The 18,153-nt window shown below is 71.9% G+C and carries 18 protein-coding genes; 10 read left to right on the top strand and 8 right to left on the bottom strand.

Translation table 11 applies throughout. The features are described 5' to 3' along the window. Nucleotides 1–8 precede the first annotated feature (8 nt). On the bottom strand, nucleotides 9–1,217 hold the full coding sequence (dusB, locus tag DEO23_RS13525) for a tRNA dihydrouridine synthase DusB (protein WP_109276597.1): 1,209 nt from the start codon (nucleotides 1,215–1,217) through the stop codon (nucleotides 9–11). A 221-nt stretch (nucleotides 1,218–1,438) separates the two neighbouring features. On the opposite strand from dusB, the gene DEO23_RS13520 reads away from it, so the two are divergent. Next, nucleotides 1,439–2,539 (top strand): LLM class flavin-dependent oxidoreductase, encoded by a 1,101-nt coding sequence (locus DEO23_RS13520; RefSeq protein ID WP_240613406.1) that lies wholly within the window; start codon nucleotides 1,439–1,441, stop codon nucleotides 2,537–2,539. Nucleotides 2,540–2,613: 74 nt separating this feature from the next. Here DEO23_RS13520 and DEO23_RS13515 read toward each other — a convergent pair whose 3' ends face one another. Then, on the bottom strand, nucleotides 2,614–4,005 hold the full coding sequence (locus tag DEO23_RS13515; RefSeq protein ID WP_109276533.1) for a glycine--tRNA ligase: 1,392 nt from the start codon (nucleotides 4,003–4,005) through the stop codon (nucleotides 2,614–2,616). A 175-nt stretch (nucleotides 4,006–4,180) separates the two neighbouring features. On the opposite strand from DEO23_RS13515, the gene DEO23_RS13510 reads away from it, so the two are divergent. The 5 genes from DEO23_RS13510 to DEO23_RS13490 are packed head-to-tail and all read left to right on the top strand — an operon-like array spanning nucleotide 4,181 to nucleotide 7,856. Further along, on the top strand, nucleotides 4,181–5,170 hold the full coding sequence (locus DEO23_RS13510) for a metal ABC transporter substrate-binding protein (RefSeq protein WP_109276532.1): 990 nt from the start codon (nucleotides 4,181–4,183) through the stop codon (nucleotides 5,168–5,170). Then, nucleotides 5,167–5,919, top strand: coding sequence for a metal ABC transporter ATP-binding protein (locus tag DEO23_RS13505; protein WP_109276531.1), 753 nt, complete (start codon nucleotides 5,167–5,169; stop codon nucleotides 5,917–5,919). Before DEO23_RS13510 ends, DEO23_RS13505 begins: the two co-directional genes overlap by 4 nt. Next, nucleotides 5,916–6,842 (top strand): metal ABC transporter permease, encoded by a 927-nt coding sequence (locus DEO23_RS13500; RefSeq protein WP_476695649.1) that lies wholly within the window; start codon nucleotides 5,916–5,918, stop codon nucleotides 6,840–6,842. The genes DEO23_RS13505 and DEO23_RS13500 overlap by 4 nt, the downstream gene beginning before the upstream one ends. Nucleotides 6,843–6,853: 11 nt before the next feature. Continuing rightward, nucleotides 6,854–7,276 carry a Fur family transcriptional regulator gene (locus tag DEO23_RS13495; RefSeq protein ID WP_109276594.1) on the top strand — a complete coding sequence of 141 codons (423 nt, stop codon included), beginning with the start codon at nucleotides 6,854–6,856 and terminating at the stop codon, nucleotides 7,274–7,276. A 4-nt stretch (nucleotides 7,277–7,280) separates the two neighbouring features. Next, nucleotides 7,281–7,856, top strand: coding sequence for a DedA family protein (locus DEO23_RS13490; protein WP_109276530.1), 576 nt, complete (start codon nucleotides 7,281–7,283; stop codon nucleotides 7,854–7,856). On the opposite strand, the gene DEO23_RS13485 is transcribed toward DEO23_RS13490, so the two are convergent. Next, complete coding sequence (locus DEO23_RS13485) at nucleotides 7,771–8,604, bottom strand: isoprenyl transferase (protein ID WP_109276529.1); 834 nt, start codon at nucleotides 8,602–8,604, stop codon at nucleotides 7,771–7,773. The genes DEO23_RS13490 and DEO23_RS13485 overlap by 86 nt on opposite strands. Before the next feature lie 231 nt (nucleotides 8,605–8,835). On the opposite strand from DEO23_RS13485, the gene DEO23_RS13480 reads away from it, so the two are divergent. The 3 genes from DEO23_RS13480 to DEO23_RS13470 all read left to right on the top strand — a co-directional run bounded on the left by DEO23_RS13480 (nucleotide 8,836) and on the right by DEO23_RS13470 (nucleotide 12,915). Further along, entirely contained in the window at nucleotides 8,836–10,122 is a 1,287-nt protein-coding gene (locus DEO23_RS13480; protein ID WP_109276528.1) for an acyl-CoA dehydrogenase family protein, read from the top strand. After that, nucleotides 10,122–11,474, top strand: coding sequence for an MFS transporter (locus DEO23_RS13475; RefSeq protein WP_109276527.1), 1,353 nt, complete (start codon nucleotides 10,122–10,124; stop codon nucleotides 11,472–11,474). The genes DEO23_RS13480 and DEO23_RS13475 overlap by 1 nt, the downstream gene beginning before the upstream one ends. Nucleotides 11,475–11,535: 61 nt before the next feature. Beyond that, on the top strand, nucleotides 11,536–12,915 hold the full coding sequence (locus DEO23_RS13470; RefSeq protein WP_109276526.1) for an LLM class flavin-dependent oxidoreductase: 1,380 nt from the start codon (nucleotides 11,536–11,538) through the stop codon (nucleotides 12,913–12,915). A 66-nt stretch (nucleotides 12,916–12,981) separates the two neighbouring features. Here the strand turns inward: DEO23_RS13470 and recO are convergent, their stop codons facing one another. The 4 genes from recO to DEO23_RS13445 all read right to left on the bottom strand — a co-directional run bounded on the left by recO (nucleotide 12,982) and on the right by DEO23_RS13445 (nucleotide 16,497). Next, the gene (gene recO, locus DEO23_RS13465; protein ID WP_165831840.1) at nucleotides 12,982–13,713 is read right to left on the bottom strand and encodes a DNA repair protein RecO; all 732 of its coding nucleotides are present in this window, start codon (nucleotides 13,711–13,713) and stop codon (nucleotides 12,982–12,984) included. A gap of 41 nt (nucleotides 13,714–13,754) precedes the next feature. Next, complete coding sequence (locus tag DEO23_RS13460) at nucleotides 13,755–14,519, bottom strand: methyltransferase domain-containing protein (RefSeq protein WP_109276524.1); 765 nt, start codon at nucleotides 14,517–14,519, stop codon at nucleotides 13,755–13,757. Nucleotides 14,520–14,802: 283 nt separating this feature from the next. Beyond that, nucleotides 14,803–15,510: a M28 family peptidase gene (locus DEO23_RS13450; protein ID WP_109276522.1), complete on the bottom strand. Its 708-nt coding sequence runs from the start codon at nucleotides 15,508–15,510 to the stop codon at nucleotides 14,803–14,805. 72 nt (nucleotides 15,511–15,582) lie between these two features. After that, nucleotides 15,583–16,497, bottom strand: coding sequence for a LysR family transcriptional regulator (locus DEO23_RS13445; RefSeq protein WP_109276521.1), 915 nt, complete (start codon nucleotides 16,495–16,497; stop codon nucleotides 15,583–15,585). A 110-nt stretch (nucleotides 16,498–16,607) separates the two neighbouring features. Here DEO23_RS13445 and DEO23_RS13440 point away from each other — a divergent pair, with 110 nt between their 5' ends. Beyond that, a complete protein-coding gene (locus DEO23_RS13440; RefSeq protein ID WP_240613405.1) occupies nucleotides 16,608–17,744 on the top strand; it encodes an EamA family transporter in 1,137 nt (378 codons plus the stop codon). On the opposite strand, the gene DEO23_RS13435 is transcribed toward DEO23_RS13440, so the two are convergent. Continuing rightward, nucleotides 17,654–18,070 (bottom strand): DUF1801 domain-containing protein, encoded by a 417-nt coding sequence (locus tag DEO23_RS13435; protein ID WP_109276520.1) that lies wholly within the window; start codon nucleotides 18,068–18,070, stop codon nucleotides 17,654–17,656. The two genes, DEO23_RS13440 and DEO23_RS13435, sit on opposite strands and share 91 nt — an antisense overlap. Between the last annotated feature and the right edge of the window lie 83 nt (nucleotides 18,071–18,153).

Here is an 18,153-nt window from a genome sequence, read left to right as displayed (position 1 = left end):
GGACGGGCTCATCCTCCCGAGGTGTCCAGCTCGGCCTCGTGGAGGCGGGCACGGTGCTCGTCGGAGAGCTCGCGGGAGTCCATCCAGCCCTCGGGGCAGTGCGCCTTCTTCGGGGTCCCGGCGCGTCCGCGCGGGCCCTCGGCGTCCGCGCCCGGGTACGGGGCGTCCCAGTCCAGGTCGGCGAGCTTGGCGTCGAGATCGGCGAGGGACTCCACGGTCGCGAGGCGGTGCCGCATCTCGCCGCCCACGGGGTACCCCTTGAAGTACCAGGCGACGTGCTTGCGCAGATCCCGCATGCCACGGCCCTCGTCCTCGAAGAACTCCACGAGGAGCTCGCCGTGACGGCGCATGGTCCGGCAGACGTGGCCGAGGTCCGGGGTGATGCGGTCGGGCAGTCCCGCGAAGCCCGCGGCGAGATCGGCGAACAACCAGGGCCGACCCTGGCAGCCACGTCCGACGACGACGCCGTCGGCCCCGGTCTGCTCGACCATGCGCAGGGCGTCCTCGGCCGACCAGATGTCGCCGTTGCCGAGCACGGGGATGTCCGTGACCAACTCCTTGAGGTCGGAGATGGCGTCCCAGTTCGCCTGGCCGCTGTAGTGCTGGACGACGGTGCGCCCGTGCAGCGCGATCGATGCGGCGCCGACCTCCTGGGCGATCAGGCCCGCGTCGCGGTACGTCAGGTGGTCCTCGTCGATGCCCATCCGCGTCTTCACGGTCACCGGAACGTCGCCCGCCGCCTCGACCGCCCCGCGGACGATGCGCGTGAACAGCTCGGTCTTCCAGGGCAGGATCCCGCCGCCCCCGCGCCGGGTCACCTTGGGCACCGGGCAGCCGAAGTTGAGGTCGATGTGGTCGGCGCGGTCCCGCTCCACGAGCATCTCGACGGCGCGGCGCACCGTGGTCGGGTCCACCCCGTAGAGCTGGACGGAGCGGGGTGTCTCGCGCTCGCCCATCGTCACCAGGCGCCAGGACTCCGCATGGTCCTCGACCAGGGCGCGGGACGTCACCATCTCGGAGACGTACAGGCCGCCGTCGTCCTGGGAGTGGAGGGCACCGAACTCGCGGCACAGCAGCCGGAAGGCCATGTTCGTGATGCCCGCCATCGGGGCGAGCACGACGGGCGTGTCGACGGTGTGCGGGCCGATCGTGAGGGTTCGCCGAGAGGCTGCCGGGGCTCCCGCGGAGGAGCCTGCGACAGGGGGCGTTCCCGCCATGGCCTGCACGGTGTCGGGGACGGTGGGCGGAACATCGAACGTGGTCATCACCGCCGATTGTCCCATCCCCCGCGCGGCTTCGGGAGAGGTCCGGGGGGTGATGTGCATCGGGTGCGCCTGGGGAGGGACGCGGGGGCGGCCGGTCGGGAGGATGATGGGGCTGCCCAGCGTGACGAGGCGCCCCCGCGTCCTGTCACCGTCCCCTCTCCCCGGGAGGCCCTGTGCCCCGCGACGCCCACGACTCCCCCGACCCCTACGGCCTCTCGTCCTCCGCTGAGGCCTCGTCCCCCACAGCGAGGAAGCTCGGCATCCTCGCCTTCGTCGACCACACCGGCATCGCCCGGGCACGGTCGCAGGGTCTGGACGACGGACTCGACCTCTTCGAGCGGATGGAGGACCTGGGCATCGATGCCGGATACGTGCGGCACCGCCACTTGCAGGACTACCTCTCCTCTCCCCTGCCGTTCCTCGCCGCCGCCTCCCAGCGCACCAGCACGATGACGTTGGGCACGGCCTTGATCCCGCTGCGCTTCGAGCAGCCGGGCAGGCTCGCGGAGGACGCGGCGAGCGTCGACCTTCTCAGCGGCGGTCGCCTCTACATGGGCGTCGGCTCGGGCTACGCGAAGCAGGACGCCGTCAACGAGCGGGCCTACGGGAGCCTCGAGGGGGACGTCCGTGCCCGCGTGGACAGCGTCCTGGCGGACCTGCTCTCCTTCGTCGACGGCGAGGTCGTCGCCACGGCCGACGAGTTCTTCGAGACGGAGGCGGTGGGCACTCCCCTGCGTGTGCGACCGCAGGCGCCCGGCCTGCGCTCACGCATCGCCTACGGCGCCGGCTCGATCACGAGTGCAGAGCGCGCGGGGCGGCTGGGGATCGGTCTGCAGGTCTCGACCCTGCAGCCGGCCGACGATTCCGGACGGTCCTTCGAGGAACTGCAGGCGGAGCTCATCGAGGCCTACCGGGCGGCGAGCCGGGCGTCCGGGCACGGGGCGGGACACGTCTCCGCCAGCCGCCAGATGCTCCCTGCCATCGATCCCGCGGACCTCGAGGGGCTCGAGGACCTGATCGCGCGCGATCGCGACCGCCAGCAGGCGATGCGCGAGGGCACGGCCGTGATCGGCGGGCGCCCCGCGGCCTTCGGGCGCGTGGTCGCGGGCGACCCCGAGGAGGTCGCCCGCTTCCTCGCCGAGGACGTGGCGCTGCAGGCGGCGGACGAGACGGTGCTCGCGCTGCCCTTCGGTCATCCCTACCCGGTGGTCCGGCGTCTCGCCTCGACCTTCGCGGAGTCCGTCGCGCCGCTGCTGCGAGCCGCCTGGTCCTGACCGGACCGGCCCCGCACAGCGCGGGGCCGGATCCTGCCCGGGGCCGACCGTTGCCGGCCCCGGGCAGCCCGGTCTCAGGCTCCCGCGAGCCGCTGGGCCAGGAAGCCCTTGACCTCGGTGAGGGCGACGCGGCTCTGCTCCATCGAGTCGCGCTCGCGGATCGTCACGGCCTGGTCCTCGGCGGTGTCGAAGTCGACCGTCACGCAGAACGGCGTCCCGATCTCGTCCTGACGGCGGTAGCGGCGACCGATCGCCTGGGAGACGTCGACCTCCACGTTCCACAGGCCGCGCAGCTCGTCGGCCAGGGCCTTCGCGCGCGGGACCAGGTCCTCGCTCTTGGACAGCGGCAGCACGGCGACCTTGACCGGCGCGAGCCGGGGATCGAGTCCGAGGACCGTGCGCTTGTCGACGCCGCCCTTGGTGTTGGGCGCCTCGTCCTCGCGGTAGGCGTCCACGAGGAAGGCCATCATCGATCGGGTGAGCCCGAAGCTCGGCTCGATGACGTACGGGGTGTAGCGCTCGTCGTTCGCCTGGTCGAAGTACTGCATCTTGGTGCCCGAGACCTCGGTGTGACGGCCCAGGTCGAAGTCTGTCCGGTTGGCGATGCCCATCAGCTCGCCCCACTGGGAGCCCTGGAAGCCGAAGCTGTACTCGATGTCGATGGTGCCGTCGGAGTAGTGGGCGCGGTCCTCCTCGGGGACCTCGAGACGGCGCATGTGGTCGGGGTCGATGCCCAGGTCCACGAACCAGTTCCAGCAGTCCTCGACCCAGCGGTCGAACCACTCCTGCGCGTCGGCCGGCGGGGTGAAGAACTCGATCTCCATCTGCTCGAACTCGCGGGTGCGGAAGATGAAGTTGCCGGGGGTGATCTCGTTGCGGAAGGCCTTGCCGACCTGGCCGATGCCGAAGGGCGGCTTCTGTCGCGCTGCCGTCACCACGTTCAGGAAGTTCACGAAGATGCCCTGGGCCGTCTCGGGGCGCAGGTAGTGCAGCCCGGACTCGTTGTCGACGGCGCCCAGGTAGGTCTTCATCAGACCCGAGAACTGCTGGGGCTCGGTGAACTCCCCACGCGTCCCGCAGTTGGGGCAGGGCACCTCGGCGAGGCCGCCCTCGGGGGCGCGCCCCTTCTTCTCCTCGAAGGCCTCCAGCAGGTGGTCCTCGCGGAAGCGGCTGTGGCAGCTGCGGCACTCCACCAGCGGGTCGGTGAAGGTCTTGACGTGCTCCGAGGCCTCCCAGACGCGGGTGGGGAGGATGATCGCGGAGTCGAGGCCGACCATGTCCTCGCGCCCCTGCACGAACGTCCTCCACCACTGGCGGCGGATGTTCTCCTTCAGTTCGACACCCAGGGGCCCGTAGTCCCATGCGGAGCGGGTACCGCCGTAGATGTCACCCGAGGGGAACACGAATCCGCGCTTCTTGGCGAGGGCGATGACGTTGTCCAGGGTGCTGGCGGGGGCCTTGGCCACGGTGGAACTCCTGCGATGCGACGGTGATGGCCTCCCGTGCCGCTCGCGGCGGGGTCCGCCGGGACGGGCGGCGCTCGGGGTGGGCCGGGACGAGCGCCCAGCATATCCGCGATGCTCACCACAAGCGCTGCGCCCGCCTTGCGAGATGCGCGACCCACACTTGATAATCAGTCTCATGTTCGATTCGCCCCCTGTCCCCCGCCCTTCCCGTCGCTCGCTCCTGACGCTCGCCGGCATCGGCGTGGGCGGCCTGGCGCTCGGTGCCTGCGGCGACGGGGGCGCGGGCGGCAGCGGGAAGCCGGTCGTCATCACCGGGTGCTACGGCCTGACCTACGCCGCCCAGCAGGTCGCCGGAGATCTCGCGGAGGTCGTGAGCCTCGCGCAGCCCGGGGTCGACCCCCACGACATCGAGCTCTCCGTCGCCCAGGTCGCGCAGGTCGAGCAGGCCGCCCTGATCCTCCAGATCCCCGGCTTCCAGGCCTCCCTGGACGACGCGATCTCCTCCAAGGACCTCACGGACAAGGCGCTGGACATCTCCTCGGTGGTCACGATGCTCCACGGCGGTGAGGAGGACGCCCACACCCACGGGGGTGACGAGCACGGGGGCGAGGACCACTCCTCCGAGGACGGCGGGCACGAGCACGCCCACGGGGACCTGGACCCGCACTTCTGGAACGACCCGGCGCGACTGGGGAAGGTCGCGGAGGCGATCGGTGAGCGTCTCGCCTCGGCCGACGCCGACAACGCCGACGCCTACACCAAGGCCGGCACCGCAGCACGGCAGCGGTTCGAGGACCTCGATGCCGAACTCGAGAAGACCTTCGACGAGGTGTCGGGGAAGAAGCCGTTCGTGACCAGCCACACGGCCTTCGCCTACCTCGCCGACCGCTACGGCCTCGAACAGATCGGCATCACCGGGATCGATCCCGAGGTCGAGCCCTCCCCCAAGCGCCTCCTGCAGCTGCAGAAGGTCATCCGCGAGCAGCACGTGAGCACGGTCTTCTTCGAGACCACCGCGTCCCCGAAGGTCGCCGAGACCCTCGCCGAGAACGTGGGCGCGAAGGCCGAGGAGCTCGACAACCTCGAGACCCAGCTGTCCGAGAAGGCGGACTACCCTGCGGTCATGCGTGAGAACTGCCGCAAGCTCGTGGAGAGCTGGTCATGAGCGAGGACGAGACCCCGGCCGTCCGGATCCGCGACCTCGGGGTCGACCTCGGAGGCGCCCCGGTGCTGCACGGCGTCTCGCTCGACGTCGCCCCCGGCGAGCTGGTCGGCCTGCTGGGCGCCAACGGCTCGGGCAAGTCGACCCTGCTGCGCGCGATGGTCGGCGTGCAGTCGATCAGCGCCGGCTCGGTCCACCTCTTCGGTCGGCCCGTGCGGGAGCGGCGTATCCGCGCTCGCATCGGCTACGTCCCGCAGTTCTCCGCCGAATCGGGATCGATCCCGGCGACCGCGCGGGAGACCGTGGCCACCGGCCTGCTGGGTCCGGGCCGCTGGTTCTCCCGGCTGCGGGACCCGCGCGTCAACTCCCTGCTGGCCGACGTCGGCCTCCGCGACCAGGCCGAGCGCCCGGTCACGCAGATGTCCGGCGGGCAGCGTCAGCGCGTGATGATCGCTCGCGCCCTCGTGCGCTCGCCGCAGCTGCTCGTGCTGGACGAGCCGTTCTCCGGGGTGGACGTGTCCACCCAGGAGTCGATCGCCGCGATCTTCCGCCGGCTCGCCCAGCGCGGTACCACCGTGGTCGTCGTCCTGCACGAGCTCGGGCCGCTCAGCGAGGGGATCCGCCGTGCGGTGGTCCTGGACCGCGGGCGCGTCGTCCACGACGGCCCGCCCGAGCAGCGCCCGCTGTTCGACCCCGGCCACGACCACAGCGCCCTCCCCGAGGACTGCCTGGGACAGGAGATCCACCCGTGACCATCACTCCCTGGCAGCTGCTGACCAGCGAGATCATGCGCTACCCGCTGATCATCGCCGTCCTGATCGGCCTCACCGCCCCGATCGTGGGCACCTACCTGGTCCAGAAGCGGCTCTCACTGCTGGGTGACGGGCTGGGCCACGTCGCCCTGACCGGCGTGGCGGTGGGCTGGCTTGTCGGCGCCTGGATCAGCGCCTCCCCGCAGGACCTGCTCGCCATCCCCGGGGCGCTGGTCGCCTCCGTGGTCGGCGCGGTCGTCATCGAGATCGTCCGCGAGGTCGGCCACACCAGCCGCGACGTCGCCCTCGCGATCCTCTTCTACGGGGGCATCGCAGGCGGTGTCGTCATCATCCAGCTGGCGGGCGGCGGCTCCCAGAGCCTGATGGGCTACCTGTTCGGCTCGCTCGCCACCGTCACCTCGACCGATCTGGTGATCGCCGTCGTGCTCGCCGTGATCGTGATGGTGGTCGGGATCGGCCTCAGCCGCGTGCTGTACACCGTCACCGGCGACGAGGAGTTCGCGCGCGCCTCCGGACTGCCGGTGCGCGCGATGAACATCCTGATCGCCGTCATCGCGGCGCTGACCGTGACCCTCGCGATGCGGATCGTGGGCGCCCTGATGGTCTCGGCCCTGATGATCGTGCCGGTGGCCGCCGCGCAGAGCGTGGTGGTCGGCTTCACCCGGACGATGCGCACGGCCATGGCCATCGCGGTCGTGTGCAGCCTGGGCGGGCTCGTGCTGACCGCCTACGTGGACCTCCCGCCGGGTGGTGTGATCGTGCTGCTGACGATCGCCTTCTACGTACTGGGGCTGGTGATCCGCCCCGTCGTCCAGCGTCTGCGCGGCCGCGGCGCGGCGGGCACCGGCGGCGGGGCGCAGGAGCCGGACCGGCACCTGTCCACACACCATCGACACCTGTGACAATGGCTCCCATGCAGCGAAACACCCGGCAGCGCACCGCGATCCTCGACGCGCTGGGCCGGCAGGACGACTTCCGCAGCGCCCAGCAGATCCACGAGCAGATGCGGGCCGAGGGCGAGACCGTGGGGCTGGCCACCGTGTACCGCAACCTGCAGTCGATGGCCCACGGCGGTCAGGTCGACGTCCTGGTGACCGACGACGGCGAGTCGATCTATCGCCAGTGCGCGCAGAGCAGCCACCATCACCACCTGGTGTGCCGGGAGTGCGGACGCACGGTCGAGTTCCAGGCCCCGCAGGTCGAGGACTGGGCGCACCGGGTCGCCGACGAGCACGGCTTCGTCGACATCGACCACACCATGGAGATCTTCGGCCTGTGTCCTTCGCACGCCGACACGGCGCGCGGTGCATCCGCCCGCGGGGAGCCGCAGGAGTGACGGAGTGATCGACTGGATCCTCTCCCTGCCCCTGGTGCCCGGCGTGGCGCTGCTGTGGTTGGTCGTGCTGTGCCGCGCCGGCGGCACGTACCTGCTGGGACGGGGAGCCCACCGCCTGGCGCACCGCGGGCGCCTGGCCCGCCTGGTCGAGAGCCCCTCGGTCGAGCGGGCGATCGGCATCGTCAACCGATACGGCGCGCCGGTCGTCGCCCTCAGCTTCCTGACCATCGGCTTCCAGACGGCCGCGAACCTCTCCGCCGGGCTCACCCGGATGCCGCTCGTGCGTTACCTTCCGGCGCTGGTGGTCGGCGGTTTCGCCTGGGCGCTGATCTACGCGACCGTGGGGCTCGCGGTCGTCGTCGCATGGATCGAGCTGTTCCTGGTCAGCCCCTGGGTGGCCGTGCTCGTGCTCGTCATCGTCCTGGCCGTCGTGCTGGGGCTGGTCCGCCGTCGGCGCCGTCGCCGCGCCGAGGAAGGCGCCGAGCAGGAGGTCGTCAGTCCTGCGGATCCTCCGGGGCCTGCTGGGATGCGAGGTCGATCGCTCCCCCGTAGCGACGATCCCGCCTCGCGTACTCCGTGATCGCGCGCCACAGCACGCGCCGGTCCACGTCCGGCCAGAGCTCGGGGACGAACACCAGCTCGGCGTAGGCGGCCTCCCAGAGCAGGAAGTTCGAGGTGCGCTGCTCCCCGCTCGTGCGCAGGAAGAGGTCCACGTCGGGCATCTCCGGATCGCTCAGGTAGCGACGGAAGGACGACTCCGTGATCGCCCGCGGGCTCAGTCGGCCCTCTCGGGCCCGTGCCGCGATCTCGCGGATCCCGTCGACGATCTCGGCGCGACCGCCGTGGTTCACGCACATGTACAGCGTCATGCGCGTGTTGGCCTCCGTCAGCCGCTCGGCCTCCTTGAGCTCCTTGATGACCGAGCTCCACAGCTTCTGCTCCCGCCCCACCCAGCGGATCCTCACTCCCCAGGAGTGCAGGGTGTCACGCTGGCGTCGCAGCACGTCACGGGAGAATCCCATGAGGAATCGCACCTCGTCCGGGGAGCGCTTCCAGTTCTCGGTCGAGAAGGCATAGGCCGACAGGTGGGTGACGCCGATCTGCAGGGCACCGGCGACGACGTCGAGCAGAGCCGCCTCCCCGGCTTCGTGACCCGCCGTGCGCGGCAGGCCCCGCTGGTTCGCCCAGCGGCCGTTGCCGTCCATCACCACGGCCACGTGACCGGGGACGACCTGCGACGGCAGCTCAGGAGCCCGAGCGCCGCTGGGGTGCTCGTAGGGCTCACGGACCTCGACGGACGGGGCAGAGCGGCGTGACGCTCGCGGCATGGGAACTGACTCCTCGACGACGGGACGGACGGCAGGTGGCAGGTGGCGGGCGGCGGGTAGAGCGCCCTCTTCCCGCTCATACCCCGGCCGATGGTATCCGTGCCAGGGATGTGACGGCGCATGTCGGAGCGCTTGGAGTGCGGCCTCTCGGATCCCTAGGCTTCCGGGTGCCCGAGCGGCGATCGCGACCACGCCGCTCACCACCCCGTCGACGCGCCCCTGGAGGCCCCCATGCCCGCAGCCGCGGACTACCCAGCACTGCACGAGACCTTCGCGCCCCTGTTCGAGGAGATCGCCGCAGGCGCTGTCGAGAGGGAGACCGAGCGGCGCCTCCCGAGCGAGGAGATCCGCCGCCTGAACGCGGCCGGCTTCGGCGCCCTCCGCGTCCCCCGCGAGCACGGCGGGCCGGGGGCCAGCATCGAGACGCTCACCCGTCTGCTGATCGATCTGGCACGAGCCGATTCCAACGTCGCCCACCAGTACCGCTCGCACTTCGGCTTCCTCGAGTCGCTGCGCTTCCAGCCCGAGCGGATCCAGCAGGCCTGGTACCCGCGCGTGCTCGCGGGCGCCACCGTCGGCAACGCCTCGACGGAGAAGGGCGGGAACCGTCTCGGCACGCTCGCCACCACCCTGCACGAGACCGCCGACGGCACCGTGCTGCGGGGACGGAAGTTCTACACGACCGGCACCATCTTCGCCGACTACACGCGCGTCTCGGCCGCTCTCGAGGAGGGCGACGGCAGGCGCTTCGCCGTCGTCGCCACCGACGCCCCCGGCGTCACGATCCACGACGACTGGGACGGCTTCGGCCAGAAGCTCACGGGTACCGGCACCACGATCTTCGAGGACGTCCCGGTCGAGGGCACCGCCTTGCTCGAACGCGAACCGGAGAGCGTCGAGGCCGCCCACGAAGCGGCGTTCTTCCAGCACGTGCTGCTGGTCGTCCTCGCCGGCATCGCCGGGGCCGCCCGCGCGGACGCGGCCGGCCTGGTCGCCCGCCGGGCCCGCACCTTCAACACCGGCTCCGGACTCCCCTTCCGCGAGGACCCGCTGATCCAGGAGGCCGTGGGGCGGATCGCCGCGAAGGCCTTCAGCGCGGAGGCGATCGTGCTGCAGACCGCCCGTGCCCTCGACGAGGGCGTGGCAGAGGCAGCCGCCGCCACGTCGCCGTACGGCGAGGGCGCGAGGGGCGAGGGCTCCGGACTGCGGGGCGTCGATCGCGCCGAGATCGCCGTCGAGCACGCCCAGATCTCGGTGCCCGAGCTCGCCCTGGGCGCGGCCCAGGACCTGTTCCTCACCGTCGGCGCCTCGGCGACCTCGACCTCCAAGGCTCTGGACCGTCACTGGCGCAACGCCCAGACCGTCGCCACCCACAACCCGATCGCGTTCCGCGCACGGGCGCTCGGCGACTACTGGATCAACGGCGCGCTCCCGGAGGGACTGAACGCGATCGGCGACGCCACGAAGGGGTCCGCCGCCGGACCCTCCGGAACCGGCAGCACGGGAGGAGACCGCTGATGAGCACGACCCTGGACTCCCCACAGGCCGCGCCGCAGCAGCTCGCCACGCGCCGTGAACGGCGCCGCGTGCTGATCTCGGCGCTGTCGGGCACCACCATCGAGTGGTACGACTTCTACCTCTACGGCACGGCAGCCGCGCTCGTGTTCAACCAGCAGTTCTTCCCGAGCCACAGCGACTTCGCGAGCACGCTGGCCTCCTTCGCCTCGCTCGGCATCGGCTTCCTGATGCGACCCCTGGGCGGCGTGATCGCCGGGCACCTGGGCGATCGCATCGGCAGGAAGTCGCTGCTGGTGGCCTCGCTGCTGGTGATGGGGATCGGCTCCATGCTGATCGGACTGCTGCCGACGTTCGCGAGCATCGGGATCTGGGCGGCCCTCGCCCTGGTCGCCCTGCGCATGGTGCAGGGACTGGCCGCGGGCGCCGAGTGGGGCGGCTCCGCACTGCTCTCGGTCGAGCACGCCCCCGCCGAGAGGCGCGGGCTGTTCGGGTCCTTCACCCAGGTCGGCTCCGCAGCCGGGATGCTGCTGGCCACCGGCGCCTTCCTGCTGGTGCGCACCCTCACCACCGACGAGCAGTTCGCGGCCTTCGGATGGCGGATCCCGTTCCTGCTCTCCGCCCTGCTGGTCGCCCTGGGGCTGTGGATACGCCTGGGCGTCGCGGACGCCCCCGAGTTCCGGGCGGTGCTCTCCGAGGGCCGCCGGGCGGTCTCCCCCGTCCGCGAGATCTTCTCCCGCCACCGGCGCGCGCTGCTGGTGACGATGGCCCAACGGATCGCCCAGAACAGCATCTACTTCCTGATCACCGTCTACCTGCTGAGCTACCTCTCGAGCACCCGCGGTGACGACAGCGCGGGTGTCACCTCCGTGATGATCGCCTCGGCGATCGGCCTGTTCACGGCGCCACTGTGGGGGTGGTTCTCCGATCGCGTCGGGCGTCGCCCGGTGACGGTCTTCGGCTTCGTCGCCATCGCCGTGTTCGTCTGGATCCTCTTCGCCTTCGCCGGGACCGGGCCGCTCGCCGTGCTGCCCGTGGTGGTGGTGCTGGGGATGAACATCGCCCACGATGCCGTCTACGGGCCCCAGGCCGCCTGGTTCGCCGAGCAGTTCCCGGTCGAGGTGCGCTACTCCGGCGTGAACCTCGGGTACCAGCTGGGATCGGTCATCGGCGGCGGCGTGATGCCGATGATCGCCACCCTGCTGTTCCAGCTCGGGGGCGGCACCCCCTGGCTGATCTGCTGCTACGTCACGCTGATCGCGGCGATCTCCCTCGCTGCCACCCTGGTCGCGGCGGATCCGTACGGCCGCCTGCTCGCGGGTCGCCGAGCCGCGGGCCCCGAGCACGGCTCCTGAACCGGGACCGGCCCACCCCTCCCCGCCCACCCTGACAGCTCCGCGTCACCCTGGAGACCTGATGACCTCTCGACCGCTTCTGCTCAACGCCTTCGACATGCTCACCCCCGTGCACCAGTCGCCGGGACTCTGGCGCCACCCCGAGTCGCGCGTCCAGGACTACGACCGCCTCGAGTACTGGACCGATCTGGCCCGCACCCTCGAGGAGGGCGGCTTCGCCTCGATGTTCCTCGCCGACGTGGTGGGCGTCTACGACGTCTACGGCGGCGGCCCCGACGCCGCGGCGCGCGGAGGCGTCCAGTACCCGCTGCTGGACCCGCTGGTCGCGGTGCCGGCGATGGCGGCGGTGACCCGTCACCTGGGCTTCGGTGTCACGGCGTCGGTCTCCTACGAGGAGCCGTACCTGCTGGCCCGGACCCTGACCACCCTGGACCACTTCACCGGCGGACGCGTCGCCTGGAACATCGTCACCAGCTACCAGGACTCCGCGGCCCGCAACCTCGGCCGCAGCGCGCAGATCCCCCACGACGAGCGCTACGACCGGGCCGACGAGTACATGGAGGTCATGTACGAGCTGTTCGAAGGGTCCTTCGCCGACGGCGCGGTCCGCTTCGACCGTGACGCGGGGGTGGTCGTGGACCCGGGCCTCGTCCGGGACGCCGAGCACCACGGCAGGCACTTCGACGTGCCGGGGCGTGCCCTGGCGGCACCGGGCCCCCAGCGCACCCCGTTCCTGTTCCAGGCGGGTGCCTCCTCGCGCGGGCTGCGGTTCGCCCGCGAGCACGCCGAGGCGATCTTCTTCTCGGGCGGTTCGCCCTCCCTGGTGCGCTCCTGGGTCGACTCGGTCCGCGACGGTCTCGAGGAGGCGGGTCGCTCCCGCGATGCGGCCAAGGTCTTCGCCCTCGCGACGATCGTTGTCGACGAGACCGACGAGGCGGCCGAGCAGCGACTCGAGGAGTACCGGGAATGGGTCGACACCGCGTCGGCCCTGACCCTGTTCGGCGGCTGGACGGGCGTGGACCTGTCCTCGGCCCGTCCCGACGACCCGATCGAGCACGTGCGCACCGACGCCAACCAGTCGGCACTGGACTCCTTCACCACCCTCGCGGGCGATCGCCGGTGGACCGTCGCCGATCTCGCGGAGTTCGTGGCGATCGGCGGCCGCGGGCCGGTCATCGTCGGCTCGCCCTCGACCGTCGCCGACGAGCTCGAACGCTGGGCCCGGGAGGCGGACATCGACGGGTTCAACGTCTCGGCCGCCGTCCGGCCGGCCGATTTCGAGCGGGTCGCGCGCCTGGTCTCCCCGGAGCTGCGGCGCCGCGGTGTGCTGGCCGAGCCCGTGGAGGGCACGGCGCCGAGGACGCTCCGCGAGCGACTGGGCGGCGACGGCCCGCACCTGGCGGCCGACCACCCGGGAGCGACTCGCCGGTTCGAGGCCTGAACCCCGGCCGCCGCGCCGACGCCGTCTCCGCCAATGACGACCCTGCCGACGGCCCCGCGCGGGAGCTCAGCGCTCGACGTACCCGAGCGAGCGCACAGCACGCTCGAGATGCCAGGTGATGGTGTCGGCGATCAGCCGACTGGCCTGGTCCCGTGTGGTCTGCTCGGAGTCCAGCACGTTCTCCCAGTCGCCCGCCATCAGGAAGATCATGTGCTCGATCGCCGCCTGACGCACGGCGACCGCGCCGGGACGCCGACAGGCCGAGCACACGAGGCCTCCGGCGGAGACGTCGAACGCGTGGTGAGGGCCGTCGGCCCCGCAGGTCGCGCACACCCTCAGCTCCGGTGCCCAGCCGGCGAGGGCCAGGGTGCGCAGCAGGAAGGAGTCCAGCACGAGGGACGGAGGGATCCGCCCCTCGGCGACGGTGCGCATCGCACCCACCAGCAGGAGGAACCCTCGCTGGGAGGGATCGACGACGTCGTCGGTGAGCCGGTCCGTGGTCTCGAGCATCGCCGTCGCGGCGGTGAAGCGCCCGTACTCCGAGCTGATCGACCCGGCGAAGCCCTCGATCGTCACCACCTGGTTCACGGTGTGCAGGTTCCGCCCGGCGTGGAGCTGGACGTCCACGAGGGTGAAGGGTTCCAGTCGCGCGCCGAAGCGGCTGCCCGTGCGGCGCACGCCCTTGGCCACCGCTCGCACCTTCCCGTGCCGGCGCGTCAGCAGGGTGATGATGCGGTCGGCCTCGCCCAGGGGGTGGGTGCGCAGGACGATCGCGTCGTCCCGATAGAGCTTCTGCATGATGGGTCGAATCTACCGCCGCGGGCCGACGGACGGCGCTCTCACACCCGGTGGGCGACGGCGAACACACGACGGAACGGCAGCACCACTCCGTGACCGTGATCCGGGTAGGCCTCGCGCAGGCGACGCTTGAACTCCTCCGCGAAACGGGTGCGCAGATCGGCGGGCAGAGCCTCGAGCGTGGGGCGGGCGCCGGTGCCGCTGACCCAGTCGAACACCGGGTCCTCGCCGTGGAGGACATGGAGGTACGTGGTCTCCCAGGCATCGACCTCGCACCTCTCCTGCTGGAGCACGCGCAGGTAGTCCTCGGCGTCGTGCGAGGAGGGGTCGTCGATGTCGGCCAGGTGGGGCGCGTACGGCTCCTGGGCCGCGAGCTCGCGACGGATCGCGTGACTGGGCTCCTCGAAGTTCCCGGGCACCTGCAGCGCGAGCCAGCCGCCGTGCGCGACCTGCTCCAGCAGATGCGGCAGCAGGGCCAGATGTCCGGGGACCCACTGCAGCGCGGCGTTGGTCACGAGCACGTCGACCGGGCGGCCGGCTCGCCAGGTGCGCAGATCGGCCTGTTCGACCCGCACGCCCGTGACGCCGCGTGCGCGCTCGAGCATGTGGGGGCTCGAGTCCACGGCGAGGACCTCGGCATCCGGCCAGCGCTCGGCCAGCAGGGCGGTCAGCGTGGCCGGCCCGGCTCCCAGGTCGACCACGAGCGAGGGCGAGGTGGCCCCGATCCGCGCGGTGAGATCGAGGAAGGGCCGCCCGCGCTCGTCACCGAAGGCGAGGTACTGCGTGGGATCCCAGCTGTGGGCCATGTCTACTCTCCGTCCGTCACCACCCTCGGCCACTCACGGGCCGATGCACCCCACTCTATCTTGACGTCAAGATACATAGCGGGGTGCGGGCGCAGGGCCCGCGTACGGCCTCGGTGCGGCTCAGACCCGCACGGAGGACTCCACCCGGACCTCGGGGCGGACCATGGCGACACCCTGGCCGGGCCGCCGCCAGCCTCCCGCCGCCGAGGGATCGTGGCTGATGTCCGCGACGCGCACGACGGCGCCGCGTGGCAACCTCAGCCTGACGACGACCTGCTGCCCGTCACGGACTCCGACCACGCGCAGGCGAGAGAGCGCTGACCCGTCGCCGATCGCGTGGCCGTCCACGGAGGCGTCCCGGAGGCTGTGTCCGTCCACGGCGATCTCGTAGCAGGCCGTCCTCCTCGCCGTCGACCAGGAGCACCACCAGGTCGTTGCGCGCCGCTTCCGGGCCGAGAGCTCGCAGTGACTCCAGGATCACGGCTATGCCCACCCCGGCATCCGCCGCGCCCGGAGCGCCGGGGACGGAATCGATGTGGGTGGCCAGCACGATGGTGCCCGTGGGGTCCGTGCCCGGGCGCGTGGCGACGAGGCTGCGGGTGTACCCGGCCGATCCCTCGCCCTGCGCGGCGAAGTCGCCCATGCCCTCGACCTCACGGACCGAGAGGCCGGCGTCCTCGAGGTGGGACGACAGCGTCTCGCGGGCCGCGTCGTTCGCACTCGACCCGATCGGCCGCGGCCGGGAGACGATCGGGGCGGCGGCCGTCGCGGCGCGGGAGCTGCTGAACGCCTCGGCGGGGCCATCGGCGCCGCGGGGCGGCGTCGTCCCCGGCCCACGGCGCTGAGCCCCGCGACCAGCAGCAGGACGAGCAGGAGGGCCCAGGGCGACCAGCGCGATCGTGAGCTGGCCGGGGGAGCGCGTCGACCCCGGCCGTGGGGAGGGGTCGTGGAGCGGGGACGCCGAGGGATGCCGATCGGGAACCGGTGCCATGCGTCGACGCTACCGACGGTCCCCCGGGGCCGCCTCCTGCTTCGGGAGGAGAAGCTCCCTCGCGGTGCCCGTTCAGCTCCCCGGCGGGACGGCCTCCAGGGCGCCCGCGGCCTCCGCGAGGGCGCTGCGCAGGGCACGCGTGGCGGGATCGGCGCTGCGTCCGGTGCGCACCGCCGTGTGGAGGCGGCGGTGCGGGGAGTCAGTCAGCTCGAGAAGGTCCGCGCCGGTCAGGTGCTCGCGGGCGACGAGCCCGGGGATGATCGCCACGGCGTGCCCGGAGCGGACCAGGTGGGCCTGCAGAAGCAGGTCGATGGTCTCGAAGCGGACGCGGGGCTCGATCCCCTGGGCACGCAGCCGGCTGCGCACCCAGATCCCGGGCAGGACGGTGTCGGGATCCGCTGTCCAGTTGGCCTCCGAGAGATCCTCGAGTCCTCTGGCGCCCGCCCAGGAGCCCTCACGCGGGATCGCCAGCAGCAGCGGGTCCTCGAGGAGTGCCTCGCGCTGCACCCCGGCACGATGCCGTTCGTCGAGCCCGGGGTACTCCTCCCCCAGGACCAGATCGAACTCGTGGGTGAGCAGACCGGCGTAGGCTGCCTCGGCCTCGCGCTGGTGGACCTCGACCTGGAGCTCGGGATGGCGCTCGAACAGGATCGTGAGGGCCGGTGGGATCAGCGAGAGCATGACGGACTGGAAGGAGGCAACGCGCAGCACGCCCGAGAGCACGGGCTTGGTCGCCGCCAGATCGGCCTCCGCACGCTCGACGTCCTCGAGCAGGGTGCGGGCGTGCTGAGCGAGCACACGTCCTGCGGCAGTGAGGACCAGACGCCGCCCGGCCTTCTCGGTGAGCGCGATGCCGACGTCCCTCTCGAGCTGGGTCAGCTGCTGGGAGACGGCGGACGGCGAGTAGGCGAGGCTGCGGGCCGCCTCGTGGACGGTGCCCAGGCGCGCGAACTCGTGGAGGGTCCGCAGGCGTGCGAGGTGCAGCATCGGGGATCTCCTGCCCTCGAGGGATCGTTCGGCTCTGCTTCACGATATCCCTCACGAACTCTCACTCTGCTGATCTTTCGCCCGGGGTGGCAACGGGGAAGACTGAGTGCGTGACCTCCTCCCCCACTCGTTCCGGAACCCACGGCTCCGCGGTGCTGATGATCCTGGGATCCTGCACGTCCCTGCAGTTCGGCGCCGCACTGGCCGCCCACCTGTTCCCCGCGCTGGGGTCGTGGGGCGTGACCGTGCTGCGCCTCGGCATCGCCGCTGTGATCCTGCTCGTGCTGGTGCGGCCCGCCGTGCATCGCTGGCGTCGTGGGCAGTGGCGCTCCGTGGTGCTGTTCGGACTCGCCATGGGCGGCATGAACGGCTCGTTCTACGCCGCCATCGACCGGATCCCGTTGGGGACGGCCGTCGCCATCGAGTTCCTGGGTCCGCTCGTGCTCTCCGCGATCCTCTCCCGGCGCGGGGCCGACCTCCTCTGCGTGCTGCTGGCCCTGCTCGGGGTGGGGCTGTTCGGGGTCGAGAGCCTGATGGGGATCGGGGAGCTCAACCCGCTGGGGGTGCTCTTCGCCCTGATCGCCGGGGTGTTCTGGGCTCTGTACGTGCTCGCCAGTGCACGTGTGGGCAGGGAGGTTCCCGGCCAGGGAGGGCTCGCCGTGGCCGTCGCCATCGGCGCGCTCGTGCTCGCGCCGATGGGCGGGAGCGGCGTGCTGACGGCGATCGCGCACCCCTCCCTGCTGGCGCTCGGGGCCGGGACCGCCCTGCTGGCATCGGTGATCCCCTACAGTCTCGAGCTCGCTGCGCTGCGCCGACTGCCGCGCAACGTGTTCGGCATCCTGCTGAGCCTCGAGCCGGCGATCGCGACGATCGCGGGGGCCCTGCTGCTGGCGCAGATGCCGAGCGGCTACGGCGTGGCGGCCGTCGTCCTCGTGGTCGCCGCGAGCGCGGGCACCACCCTGACCGCCGAGCGTGCCGAGCAGTCGGAGGCCACGCCCGAGGTCGTCGCCCCCGGCGCGGCGGCAAGTCCCGCGGATCCCACGGGTCACGCGGAGTCGCCCGCCGTCCTTCCGGTCCAGGCCATCGCCGAACCGGAGGCGGTCACCGGGGAGTTCTTCGCGCCGGATCTCGCGGAGGGGGATCCGGACGGGCCTGCTCAGCAGGAACCGGAGTCCTCCCCCCGCCAGGCGAGGGAGATCAGCGCGCGCAGCACCGCCTCGTCGACGTCCCGCAGCGAGGTGACGTAGACGCACCCCGCGCCGCGTCGGTGCTTCCCCAGCTGTCCGAGCAGCTCCTCCGCCGCCTCGCCGCCCTGGAGCCCGTACAGCGAGAGGGCGGCCTTGCGCGGGCTGAAGCCCACCCGGAACCAGGTGCCGTGGGAGGTCTTGCCGCGGTACTCCATCGTCCCGTAGCCGATCATGCTGGGGCCCCACATGACGGGATCCTCTCGCGTCACCTCCCTGAACATCGACAGCAGCCGGGCGCCCTCCTCGCGGCGCCGGGCCGTGGGCAGCTGCGTGCAGTAGGCGGCGGGATCCTGGTCGGTCGGTCGGGTCTTCACCACGTGGGCCATGCACGGAGCATACGGAGGGTTCTCCCGGCGCAACAGGGCTCCGGCGCTCCTGCTCTCCCCGGGCCTGCGTCCCTGCCACCCCG

The sequence above is a fragment of the Brachybacterium endophyticum genome (genome assembly GCF_003130585.1).
Taxonomy (GTDB): Bacteria; Actinomycetota; Actinomycetes; order Actinomycetales; family Dermabacteraceae; genus Brachybacterium; species Brachybacterium endophyticum.
Note: the sequence above shows the minus strand (reverse complement) of the source record. Positions and strands in the feature narration are given on the sequence as shown.

Bases quoted from the DNA above. Each gene is read 5' to 3' on its own strand.
- dusB (WP_109276597.1), bottom strand. From the start codon at position 1,217: ATGGCGGGAACGCCCCCTGTCGCAGGCTCCTCCGCGGGAGCCCCGGCA.
- DEO23_RS13510 (WP_109276532.1), top strand. From the start codon at position 4,181: ATGTTCGATTCGCCCCCTGTCCCCCGCCCTTCCCGTCGCTCGCTCCTG.
- DEO23_RS13505 (WP_109276531.1), top strand. From the start codon at position 5,167: ATGAGCGAGGACGAGACCCCGGCCGTCCGGATCCGCGACCTCGGGGTC.
- DEO23_RS13495 (WP_109276594.1), top strand. From the start codon at position 6,854: ATGCAGCGAAACACCCGGCAGCGCACCGCGATCCTCGACGCGCTGGGC.
- DEO23_RS13485 (WP_109276529.1), bottom strand. From the start codon at position 8,604: ATGCCGCGAGCGTCACGCCGCTCTGCCCCGTCCGTCGAGGTCCGTGAG.
- DEO23_RS13480 (WP_109276528.1), top strand. From the start codon at position 8,836: ATGCCCGCAGCCGCGGACTACCCAGCACTGCACGAGACCTTCGCGCCC.
- DEO23_RS13475 (WP_109276527.1), top strand. From the start codon at position 10,122: ATGAGCACGACCCTGGACTCCCCACAGGCCGCGCCGCAGCAGCTCGCC.
- DEO23_RS13470 (WP_109276526.1), top strand. From the start codon at position 11,536: ATGACCTCTCGACCGCTTCTGCTCAACGCCTTCGACATGCTCACCCCC.
- recO (WP_165831840.1), bottom strand. From the start codon at position 13,713: ATGCAGAAGCTCTATCGGGACGACGCGATCGTCCTGCGCACCCACCCC.
- DEO23_RS13460 (WP_109276524.1), bottom strand. From the start codon at position 14,519: ATGGCCCACAGCTGGGATCCCACGCAGTACCTCGCCTTCGGTGACGAG.
- DEO23_RS13450 (WP_109276522.1), bottom strand. From the start codon at position 15,510: ATGGCACCGGTTCCCGATCGGCATCCCTCGGCGTCCCCGCTCCACGAC.
- DEO23_RS13445 (WP_109276521.1), bottom strand. From the start codon at position 16,497: ATGCTGCACCTCGCACGCCTGCGGACCCTCCACGAGTTCGCGCGCCTG.
- DEO23_RS13435 (WP_109276520.1), bottom strand. From the start codon at position 18,070: ATGGCCCACGTGGTGAAGACCCGACCGACCGACCAGGATCCCGCCGCC.